Here is a 9,324-nt window from a genome sequence, read left to right on the forward strand (position 1 = left end):
CCGCACCCCCACCCTCCGCCTGCCGCGAATCCCAGCACCGTCGCACCCACGACAGCCCGGCGCCACCCCCGCCCCAGATACATGGAATCCCCTCCGTGTACGGCAGGGTTCGCATGCCATCCCACACCGGCAAATGCGACGCGGAAGGTTGCTCGGCTGGCCGCTGTCAGAGGGCGTGGGGGTGGCGCGGATGGGGACGCGAACACCCATGCAGGTCCTCGCGTTTACCCACCCTGCGCCCAAGGCCAGACACTACCGCCAGAAGCCGATGGAGACGCCCCAGTTGGAGTAACGGCTCGCCAGGTCGAACGACGCGGTGATGGACCAGTCCTCCCAGTAGCGCAGCACGAACAGCTCGAAGCCGCCGGTGAGGTGCGGCCGGGGATTCCTGTCCGGGTAGGGCGAGGGCTCCAGCCAGGTGCCCGCGCGCAGGCGCAGCAGGCCCGGGAAGGTGTCCCACTCTGCGCCCAGGCGCGGCTGGAACATGGCGGTGTCACCGACGATCTGCTGCGGCTCCGTGATGTTGGCCAGCGAGCGCGCCGCCACCGCGTTGCTCACGCTGGAGATGAGGTCCACCTGCGCGGTGATGAGCCACCGGCCGGCCAGCGCGTCGCGAGGCTCCTCCTCCGGCACCGGCAGTGCGTCTCCGTCCACCTGGAGTTGCCGCCGGGCGGCGGGGGACAGCCGGTTGTAGCGGTGCGCGCCTTCACCCAACCGCCAGCTGGCGCCCAGGGACAGCACCGCGGGCGACACCACGGCCGCGTACACCTGGCGCCCCGCGATGAAGGGACTCTGGCCCTCGTCGCGGCGCCAGCCCGCCACCACCTCCGGGCGGATCGCCACGCCAATGCGGTAGGACCGCCCGTGCGGGCGGTAGAGCATGTCCACCGCCACGCCGGTGTCGCCGTAGCGCCAGGACTGGTCCCCCAGCTCGCTGAAGCTGGCCTGCGCGGAGAAGATGCCCAGCGACAGGATGAAGTCGTCCTGGCCAAAGGCGACGGAGCCCGCGAGCACGGACTGGGTGAGGGACACGCGCAGCTTCTCGCCCTCGCCCCGGCAGCCCAGGGTGATGCAGTAGCCCGTGCGGCTGTTGCGCCAGAGAAAGCCGATGCCGAAGCGCTTGTATTGCAACATCAGCGCGCCCAAGAGCTGGCGGCTGTCCACGGACTCATCCGCCAGGCCGTCGTTGTCCACGTCCCGGCGCTTGGTGCCGGTGAAGGGCAGGTCCAGCCAGGACAGGGTGACGCCCAGGTCCCAGTCGCGCTCCAGCGACGGGCTGCGCTGCGCCAGCGCGGCCGTGTTGCTGGACACGCCCGCGGCGCCTTCGGCGATGCCCACGTAGGCGCCGCCCAGGCCCACCACCCGCGCCGACCCCAGGAGCGCGCCGGAGTTGAAATACAGACGTTCCGGACGGGGCTCCGTGGGGAGGTCGTCCTGGGCCAGGGCCGGGAGCGCGGTGAAACACGCCGCGAAGGCCAGCGCCGCCAGGGTCCCGCGCACGCCGTGAATCACCGGACAGAAGCCCCTTGGCCAAAGAGGCGGTCCGCCTCCGCCGCCAGGGAGGTGTCGCGCGACGTGAGGCCCCCCGCGTCATGCGTCACCAGCGCCAGCGTCACCTTGCGCCACCGGATGTCGATGTCCGGGTGGTGGTCCGCGGCCTCGGCGGCCTTCGCCACGCGCTCCACGAAGGCGATGCCCTCCAGGAACGAGGGCGCGTCGTAGGTGCGGCGGATCATCCCGCCCTCGTGCTTCCAGGCGGGGTGCTGGGTGAGGAAGGTCTGGAGCGCATCCGGGGAGAGCAACGTGCGGTCGTAGGCCATGGTGGTCGTTCTACCCGCTCTCCTGCCCGATGGAAGCCCCGGCGCGTTCAAGCCGCCGGGGCGCTTTGTCTCATTTCACGCGCGCGAAACCGCCTGCTTCCACTTTTCCAGGTGGCGCGCGCGCACCTCGGGCTTCATCTTCGGCTTGAAGGTGCGGTCCGCCTTCCACGCGCGGCGGATGGCGTCCGGGCTGGTCCACACGCCCGCGCCCAGGCCGCCCAGGAAGGCCGCGCCCAGCGACGTGGTCTCAAGGTTGCGCGGGCGGACCACGGGCACGCCCAGCAGGTCCGCCTGGTACTGCATGAGCAGGTTGTTGGCCGCGGCGCCGCCGTCCGCCTTGAAGACGGGGATGTCCCGCCCGCTGTCGCGGCGCATGGCCTCCGCCAGGTCGTGGATTTGGAGGGCCACGCCCTCCAGCGTCGCGCGCGCCAGGTGCGCCACGGTGGTGGAGCGGTCGATGCCGGCGAACAGGCCGCGCGCCTCCGGACGCCAGTGCGGCGCGCCCAGGCCCGCGAGCGCCGGGACGAAGACGACGTCGCCGGAGTCCTTCACGCTGGCGGCCAGCGCCTCCACGTCCGGGGCCTTCTTGATGACCTTGAGGCCGTCGCGCAGCCACTGCACGGCGGCGCCGGCGATGAAGGAGCTGCCCTCCAGCGCGTAGTGCGTGGTGTTGCCCAGCTTCCACGCCACGGTGGTGAGCAGCCCCGCGGTGGATCGCACCGGCTGCGTGCCGGTGTTCATGAGCAGGAAGGCGCCGGTGCCGTAGGTGCACTTGGATTCACCGGGCTCGAAGCACGCCTGGCCGAAGAGGGCGGCCTGCTGGTCTCCGGCCATGCCCGCGACGAGGATGCCGTCCGGCAGGCTGCGCATGCCGCGCGTGGTGCCGTACACCTCCGCGTTGCCGCGAATCTCCGGCAGACACGCGCGCGGCACGCCCAGCAGCGAACACAGCTCGTCGTCCCAGTTGAGCGTGCGCAGGTCCATGAGCAGCGTGCGGCTGGCGTTGGACACGTCCGTGACATGGGCGGCGCCGCCGGTGAGCTTGAAGACGAGCCACGAGTCCATGGTGCCGAAGCACACGTCGCCCTTCTCGGCGCGCTTCTTCGCGCCCTTGAGGTGCTGGAAGAACCAGGTGAGCTTGGTGCCGGAGAAGTAGGGGTCCAGCACCAGGCCCGTCACCTCGCGCACGCGGGGCTCGACACCCTGGGCCTTGAGCCGCTGGCAGATGTCGGAGGTGCGGCGGTCCTGCCAGACGATGGCGCGGGCCAGGGGCTCGGCCGTTTCACGGTCCCAGAGGCCCGTGGTCTCGCGCTGGTTGGTGATGCCCACCACGGCGATGTCCTTGCCGGTGAGGCCCGCGTCCTTGAGGGCGCGCGCGATGCACCACTCGCTGGTGTTCCAGATGTCGATCAGGTCGTGCTCCACCCACGACGGCTTGGGGAAGTGCTGGGGAAGCTCCTTGTAGGAGCGGCCCACCACCTGCAACCGGCTATCGAGGATGGAGACGTGGGTCCCCGTGGTGCCCTGGTCCAGGGCCAGGACGTATTTCGCCTTCGCCATGCGTGCTCACGCCTCGTTCATCGGCCAGTGGCCGGACACGAAGCGGGACCCTACTCCAAGCGGAGGCGCGCGCACCCACCGCGCGTGCGGGATGTCAGGCACCGGGAGCAGTCCGTGGAACGCTCCCGTGCCTGCGTGGGGGTGTCATGGCGGGGCGCCTTGCCGGGGGAAGTCCACGGTACTTCCCGGCGCCACCGCGCATGGCGGCCCGCTTCAGTAACCCGTGACCCGCGAGCGGTTGTTGAAGTAGCGGCGCAGGCCGTAGGCGCCCAGGCCCGCGAGAATCATCCGGCCCAACGAGCCGCCCGCGCCGGAGGACTGGCGTCCCCGGTAGCCGTAGCCGATGGGACGGCGGCCGTAGGCGCTGCGCCCGCGGTTCCAGCCACTGCCCCTGAAGACGCCGCGTTGCGACGCGCCCAGCGCGCCCAGCAGGTTGGATAGCAATGCCATGGTGTCACTCCGTGGTGAGGGTTACGGGGCCCATGCGTCCTTCACGGGGGTCGGACCCGAGAAGGACGCGCGTGCGTTGAAAGGTGGTCCTTACGCCGTGTGTCGACACCCCATGTCGAACAGGGGGCGCGAAAGCCCGTGTCCCGGGCCGGAGGGCAGGCGGGCGGGTGGAAGCGCGGTGGCCGCCTGCCCATCGAACAAAAGCCCTGGCCAGGTGAGGCAAGGCCTACCCGGTTCCCTGCCCCGGAGGACGTCTCCAGATTCCGGTCCATGAGGGCGCCCCCCTGGCGCCCCGGCCGCAATCACAGTCAACCGCGCGGGAGGCGCGGACGGGCATGGGCGGCTCGGGAATGACGGAGCCGGAAAAGGAGTAGTCGCGGTAGGCAGTCGGCGAAATGCGTGGGGGTCCGTCATCCCTGTGGGGCGGACCCCCATGTTCTTTTCAGGCGCGGGGCACGAGCCCCTGTTCGCGCAGGAACGCCACGGTGCGGGCCACGCCATCCGAAAGCGGGGTGGGGCGGAAGGCCAGTTCGCGCTGGGCCTTGGCCGCGTTCACGCGGGCCTCCCAGCGCATGAAGGACAGCTGGCCGGGCGCGACGAGCGGCGTGAAGGGGAATACGCGCGCGAGCGGCGCGGACACGCGGGCCATGGCTTCGATGAGGAAGACGGGCGCGACCGGGGGCGGCTTGCCGGCGGCTCCGGCGGCCTGGTGGATGGCGAGCGCGAGGTCCGCGTTGCTGACGTACTGGTCGGAGACGAGGTAGCGCTCGCCGTTGACGCCGCGCTCGGCGGCGGCGAGGTGCACGTCGGTGCAGCCGTCCACGTGGACCACGGACATGCCGCCGGGCGGCAGCAGCGGGGCCTTCTTGTTGAGCAGCTGGATGAAGAAGGAGTTGAGGCCCACGTGCACGGGGCTGGCGCCGTAGACGGCGGACGGGTTGACGAAGACGACGTCCAGGCCCTGCTGGCGGATGGCCTCCACGGCGCGCTCGGCGTCCTGCTTGGAGCGTTCGTAGACGGTGGGCTTGGGGTGCGGGTCGATGTTCGCTTCGGTGAGTTCGCCGCCGCGAGGTGCCGCGAAGACATCCATGGTGGACGTGTAGACCACGCGGCGCACCTTCGCGGCATGCGCGGCGGACAGGACGTTCACGCTGCCCTGGCGGTTCACGCGGTCGAAGATGGAGTCGTCCCGATGCCACTGCTCCGGCATGCCCGCGGCGTGGAAGACGAGCTCCACGTCCTCCATCGCGGCGGGCAGGGTGCCCGGGGACGTGACGTCACCCTGGATGAGCCGCACGGAGGAGGGGAGCAGCTTCGAGGCCCGCGCCAGGTCCCGCACGAGCGCGCGGACGGAGGCGCCCTGCTTCACGAGCCGCTGCACGATGGCATTGCCGATGAGGCCGGTGGCCCCGGTGACGAGGACGTTCATGGGGCCGCAATCTAAGCCCCCGGGCATCCAAGCTGTACACCGCCGGTCCGACACGGCCCCAGCCGATCCGACAACCCGACCTGTTTCACGGCCCGGATGAAACAGCCGCCCCCGGGCCGCGGGCTTCCAAAACCTGTCCGACAGTCGGACAGGTTTTCGCTGTGCGCCTCCGGCGGGGCGCCCTGTGGGGCTCTCTCCTTCTCATCCAGGAAGACACGTTCATGCCCGAAGTGCTGGCCGGGGCTCCGTGCATCCTGGAGGTGGCGCCTGGACTTCGTTGCCTTGAGGGCCGCCGGAGTTACCGGTGCCGCGCGCCGCGAGGCTCGGGGCGGGAGCGCAGCCCGTCGAAGAAGATGCCGGTGAGGCGGTGCACGCGCTTGGGGCCCGAGGACTCCTCCGCGACGGCGAGGGAGATGGCCATCGCCATGCACACCACGTCGTCGAGCAGGACGTCGCTTCGAACTGCTCCTTCGCGCTGCGCGGCCTTCAGCAGGCGCTCGCCCTCGGCGGTCGTCGCGGCACAGCCCACGGTGTGACTCTTGAGGACGATGCCCAGCGACGCCGCCAGCCCCTTGTACAGGCCCGCCGAGTGCACGAGCTCCTCCAGGAAGACACGCAGCGCTTCGAGCGCGGGCAGCGACTCCGAGCGTTCGCGGCTCTCCCTCGCGAGCAGCAGCAGCCGCTCATCGCATGTCGCGGCGAGCAGCGCTTCGCGCGACTCGAAGTGACGGTAGAGCGTGCCGATGCCGACCTCCGCGCGCTTCGCCACGTCGCCGAGCGACGCGTCCGCGCCGCGCTCGGAGAACACGGCATGCGCCGCCGCGAGCAGCCGCTCCCGGTTGCGCCGCGCATCCGCGCGCAAGGCTCCGCCCGTCGCGTCCTCTTCCTGCATCTTCTTGGGCTGTTTCATCGCCACTTGAAAAGCGGAGGATAGCTCCGTATTCAACCGGAGCAATCCTCCGCTTAGCAAGCGAAAGGCAGGACCGGATGGCGACGAAGAGCGAGACCGTGGTGGTGCTGGGAGCGACGGGCGTGCAGGGAGGCGCGACGGCGCGGGCGTTGCTGAAGGATGGCTGGCGGGTCCGCGCGCTCGTGAGGGATCCGGCGAGCGCCAGGGCCCGGGAGCTGGAAGCGGCGGGCGTGGAGCTGGTGCGCGGGGACATGGGCGACCGTGCGTCGCTCGACCGTGCGGTCGCGGGGGCGTACGGCGTCTTCAGCATCCAGCCCGCTTCCCCGCAGCAGTCGTACCGCGTCACGGATGAAGACGAGGTCCGCTTCGGCATCGGCATCGCGGACGCGGCGAAGGCGGCGGGTGTGCAGCACTTCGTCTACACGTCGGTGCTGGGGCTGCGTCCCGGTTCGGGCGTGGGCCACTTCGAGAGCAAGTGGCGCATCGAGGAGCACGTCCGGGCAAGCGGCCTTCGGGCGACCATCGTGCGGCCGGGGACGTTCATGGAGCTGCTGCTGATGCCGGCCTTCGCGCCGTCACAGGGGAGGCTCCAGTTCTTCGCCCAGCCGGACCAGCCCATGCAGTTCATCGCGGGGGAGGACATCGGCGTGCTCGTCGCGCGCGTGTTCGCGGATCCGCGCACGCATGTGGGGACCGTGCTGGAGATGGCGGGGGATTCGCTCACCGGCAAGCAGCTCGCGGAGAAGCTTGGCCGGGCCACCGGGACGTCCCTCACCTACACGCGCTTCCCTCCAGAGGTGCTTGAGCAGGCCCCGTACCTGCGCCGGGTCGTGGACCTGGTCGATAAAGGCTGGGTGAGCGGAATCGCCGACATCCCGGCGCTGCGGCGGCTGGCGCCGGGCCTGCTCACGTTCGACGCATGGCTGGAGCGCGGAGGCGCCGAGGCGTTCCGGCGGCTTCCAGCCTCACCGTAGGAGTACCGCTGGATGAGCCGCGGTGAGAGGCCGGGTCGCGCGAGTTGATTGCGCCATGCAAGTAGTTTGGGTGCCGCGCTGGTAATGATTGTCATGGGTGCTGGGGGTGGGAGGATGGCAGGGCTTCATGTCTTGCAATGATTCCCTTCGAGAGGTCACGCCCATGAAAAGACAAGCGCTCGCGGTCGCTCTTTCCCTCTTCGCCACCGCCTGTGGTGGCGCGATGGAGGAGTCCTCCACGCTGGCAACCCAGGAATCCGCCCTTCTTTCGCTGACTGGAACATGGTGTCAGACGAGCTGGCCGGGATGTGCCGTCTTCGGTGGCAGCACCGTCACCCTGTCGAGCGGTGGCGACGGCTGCTGGCTGGTGGGCGACACGAAGTTCACGGGACTGACCGCAGGGACCACTCCTGGGATCTACACGGGAACGCGCCACATGTATGGCACGGGCACATGCCCGGGACATCCTGCTCCCCGGTCCGTGACCATCACGATGACGGATGACGACCACTTCACGGAAGTGGCGGGGGACTTCACGGCCAACTGGTACCGCTTGCACTGAGGGCCGTGTCCTAGAACGCGACGCACGGCTGGGAGTCGATGCGCAGCACCGACTCCTGGTCGCGTCAGGCGTGAGGCAACCGCGGACAGGTCCGAGAATGGCATTGCGTGGCTCCCCCGAAAGGATTGGGATGGGAGCATGACCGGCTGTTCGCGTGCGGGGCAGAGCGACTCCGGTACGACTCGGGGGAGGACGTCATGACGGGAGCCATCAGCCTGGAAGCACTGGCGGCGTACATCCGGGACGCGTTCAGGGACGTGCACATGGACGCCAGCACACCGGATCTCTTCTTCTTCGCCGGAGACGAGCGGCAGCACCCCTTCGCCACCATCATCACGCGGGACACCGAGCACGACCACCACTCGAAGCTGGACCGCGACGGCGTGTTCCGGCTGAACCTGGGCGTCAGCAAGGAGAGCTTCCAGAAGCTGTTCCCGGAGCTCGACCCGCACATCGACTTCACCGCCCAGGACGTGCTCCTGCCGCACCCGGTCCATGCGCGGATGTTCTGGCTGAGCGTGCTCAACCCCACCCACGAGACGTTCTACGTGCTGCGCCCGTACCTGAAGGAGGCCTACCACCTCCAGCTGAACCGGGGCGCCCGGGGCTGAGTCACGGCGTGCGGCTGCGGACCGTCTGCTCGTCCCGGGGCGTGTCCGCGTACCCGGTCATCTCCAGGTAGCCGCGCCCCTGCACGGGCCGGCCCTCGCGCGTGCCGTCCACGGACACCGCGCCCTCCCAGTAGCGCACCAGCACCGGCAGCTCCTGGTCCGGCAGCTTCGGCGTCACCGTCAGCTCCAGCGACACCTTGGGAACCTGCACGCGCCAGCCCGCCGGGTACTCACCCCCACGCGGGCTCTTCCACGTGCCCCGCCGCTCCAGCCGCATGTCGTCAGCGGTCAGGTGCACGGCCTCGCCCGTCGCGGGGATGTACGTGCCCGCGCTGAATGCGTCCTTCGTCCCGTCCTTCTTGCGCAGTTGGTAGAGCATCAGGTCGCTGCCGTCGGAGAGCTGGAGCGCGAACCAGTCCCAGCCCACCTGGTCCCCGCTCAGCGCGCTGGTGCTCCACTCGCGGTCCATCCAGCTGTCGCCCTTCACCTGCACCGTCTGCCCATCCACCGACACCGTGCCCCGCGAAGGCATGCGCGGCATCGAGTAGTAATAGGACGCGTTGCCCCGCTCCGCGCCCTTCTGGCTCAAGCCCTTGTCGCCCTGGAGCACGGGAGGCTTGCCCTCGTCCAGCGTCAGCTCCAGCGTCACGCCGTCGCCCTGCGCGCGCAGGTGCATGGGCCACGTGCCGTTGCCTTCGCTCCGCACGTCCCAGTCCTGAAGCCAGACATGGAAGGGCGCACCGTCCGCGCCCGCCAGCCCCTGCGCCGCGCGGCTGAAGCGCTCGTTGACGTGGAACTTCCCGGCGCTCACGTCCGTCAGCGTGAAGTGCCCCATGAACACCTGCCGCGTGCCCCAGCTGGACTCGCGCTGGGGCTGCTCCGGCGACAGCGCGCTGCGGAACAGCGTGAACTGGTAGCCGAAGGCGCGTCCGTCCTGCGTCTCCAGGTTGCCCGTCCAGTACCACCACTCGGTGCGGAAGTCGGGGTGGGGGCCGTGGTCCTCCGGGA

The 9,324-nt window shown here is 70.0% G+C and carries 10 protein-coding genes; 3 read left to right on the forward strand and 7 right to left on the reverse strand.

The features are described from left to right. Positions 1–252: 252 nt before the first annotated feature. The 6 genes from D7X55_RS29340 to D7X55_RS29365 form a co-directional block, all read right to left on the reverse strand. Positions 253–1,500, reverse strand: a complete 1,248-nt coding sequence (locus D7X55_RS29340) for a hypothetical protein (RefSeq protein ID WP_279637410.1) — start codon at positions 1,498–1,500, stop codon at positions 253–255. Positions 1,501–1,508: 8 nt separating this feature from the next. Continuing rightward, entirely contained in the window at positions 1,509–1,820 is a 312-nt protein-coding gene (locus D7X55_RS29345; protein ID WP_121724791.1) for a 4a-hydroxytetrahydrobiopterin dehydratase, read from the reverse strand. Between the two features lie 75 nt (positions 1,821–1,895). Next, on the reverse strand, positions 1,896–3,380 hold the full coding sequence (gene glpK, locus D7X55_RS29350; RefSeq protein WP_121724792.1) for a glycerol kinase GlpK: 1,485 nt from the start codon (positions 3,378–3,380) through the stop codon (positions 1,896–1,898). A gap of 213 nt (positions 3,381–3,593) precedes the next feature. Further along, on the reverse strand, positions 3,594–3,830 hold the full coding sequence (locus D7X55_RS29355) for a hypothetical protein (RefSeq protein WP_120547095.1): 237 nt from the start codon (positions 3,828–3,830) through the stop codon (positions 3,594–3,596). 442 nt (positions 3,831–4,272) lie between these two features. Beyond that, entirely contained in the window at positions 4,273–5,259 is a 987-nt protein-coding gene (locus D7X55_RS29360; protein ID WP_158626441.1) for an SDR family NAD(P)-dependent oxidoreductase, read from the reverse strand. A 298-nt stretch (positions 5,260–5,557) separates the two neighbouring features. Next, entirely contained in the window at positions 5,558–6,169 is a 612-nt protein-coding gene (locus tag D7X55_RS29365) for a TetR/AcrR family transcriptional regulator (protein ID WP_121724794.1), read from the reverse strand. A gap of 77 nt (positions 6,170–6,246) precedes the next feature. Between D7X55_RS29365 and D7X55_RS29370 the strand changes: the two genes are divergently transcribed. From D7X55_RS29370 to D7X55_RS29380, 3 genes are all read left to right on the forward strand, one after another. Beyond that, complete coding sequence (locus tag D7X55_RS29370; protein ID WP_121724795.1) at positions 6,247–7,143, forward strand: NmrA/HSCARG family protein; 897 nt, start codon at positions 6,247–6,249, stop codon at positions 7,141–7,143. 163 nt (positions 7,144–7,306) lie between these two features. Beyond that, a complete protein-coding gene (locus tag D7X55_RS29375) occupies positions 7,307–7,705 on the forward strand; it encodes a hypothetical protein (RefSeq protein ID WP_121724796.1) in 399 nt (132 codons plus the stop codon). A 197-nt stretch (positions 7,706–7,902) separates the two neighbouring features. After that, complete coding sequence (locus D7X55_RS29380; RefSeq protein ID WP_121724797.1) at positions 7,903–8,316, forward strand: DUF6194 family protein; 414 nt, start codon at positions 7,903–7,905, stop codon at positions 8,314–8,316. Between the two features lies 1 nt (position 8,317). Here the strand turns inward: D7X55_RS29380 and D7X55_RS29385 are convergent. Continuing rightward, a partial coding sequence (locus D7X55_RS29385) for a lipocalin-like domain-containing protein (protein ID WP_121724798.1) occupies positions 8,318–9,324 on the reverse strand: 1,007 nt, incomplete at its 5' end.

Origin of the sequence: Corallococcus sp. AB049A, from assembly GCF_003668885.1 — a bacterium.
Taxonomy (GTDB): domain Bacteria; phylum Myxococcota; class Myxococcia; order Myxococcales; family Myxococcaceae; genus Corallococcus; species Corallococcus interemptor.